Annotated in this window: 1 protein-coding gene; it reads left to right on the top strand. The window is 70.3% G+C overall.

Going from position 1 to position 209, the window contains the following annotated elements; genetic code table 11:
* Nucleotides 1-209 (top strand): DUF222 domain-containing protein (locus AAHS21_RS32015; protein WP_342931268.1); only part of this gene is annotated, 209 nt, incomplete at both ends.

The raw sequence follows: 209 nt of genomic DNA, 5'->3' as shown, positions 1-209 counted from the left end.
CTAGGCGAGCGGCGCGCGTTGACCGGGGAACCGTTGGCGCCGGTGCTAGCCGCGACCGCCGCCGCCCAACGCGACGGCCGGTTAGGTGTCGAGCATGTCGCGGTGATTCGCCGCTTCTATCACCAGTTGCCGGGCTGGGTCGATATCGAAACCCGCACCCACGCCGAAGCCGACCTGGCCCGCCTGGCCACCCAATACCGCCCCGACGT

Source organism: Mycobacterium sp. 050272, assembly GCF_039023525.1.
Lineage (GTDB): Bacteria > Actinomycetota > Actinomycetes > Mycobacteriales > Mycobacteriaceae > Mycobacterium.
The sequence above is the reverse complement of the archived record's forward strand: the minus strand, read 5'-3'. Positions and strand labels throughout refer to the sequence as shown.